This window comes from Halorubrum sp. Atlit-28R (assembly GCF_003665955.1).
Classification (GTDB): domain Archaea; phylum Halobacteriota; class Halobacteria; order Halobacteriales; family Haloferacaceae; genus Halorubrum; species Halorubrum tropicale.
Genome location: NZ_QPLS01000091.1, coordinates 1 through 603, shown reverse-complemented (window position 1 = coordinate 603; position 603 = coordinate 1). Strand labels below are relative to the sequence as shown.

The window sequence follows — 603 nt, the reverse complement described above, 5'->3', positions numbered from 1 at the left end:
CTGAGACCGTCTGTCCTTATCGCTTTGAACAAGTTAAGTCTGAATTACCGACAGTCGATGGGAATAAAGAATTCCGTGTGTTCCTACGAGAGACACGGTTTCTCCCGTAGAATGTGGTTCTTTTGCTCAGACTGCGGCCGATTCAAGGGCCTCGGAGAGTGTAGTGAATGCAGTCAGATTGAATCACTCTGCCTGCACGCACCGTACATGTCCTGTCCACATTGCAACACGCCTAATCCGGCGATTCGTTCTGAATGCGAGGAATGTGGGAAGTCTCTTAACGAGTAATGGACTGTAGCCTCCCACCCACTGAAATCACCTTCTTTATTATACTTGTCACCTCTATGGCTGTTGAAACAACCCTACTACTTTATAAAGACAAGTCAAAGTTCTTAGGAGGATTTGAAGAGGGCGAAGCCCGAGTTAAGAAAGAGGTGGAGCGCTACGCATCAAAGTCGCTCAACCTTGCTTCAATCACGTTTGCAGCGATAGCTTTAGTTCTCGGCTTAGATACACCACCACAGGGGGCTCTACTCATGTTTTCATACGGATTCGTACTGTTAGTTATATCGTTCAAGGTAGAGGTTTTTGGCGCTGTCCGAC

Annotated in this window: 1 protein-coding gene; it reads left to right on the top strand. The window is 47.1% G+C overall.

Going from position 1 to position 603, the window contains the following annotated elements; translation table 11 throughout:
* Positions 1-287: 287 nt before the first annotated feature.
* The coding region (locus tag DVK06_RS18565; protein ID WP_147438158.1) for a hypothetical protein at positions 288-603 on the top strand (316 nt) is incomplete at its 3' end.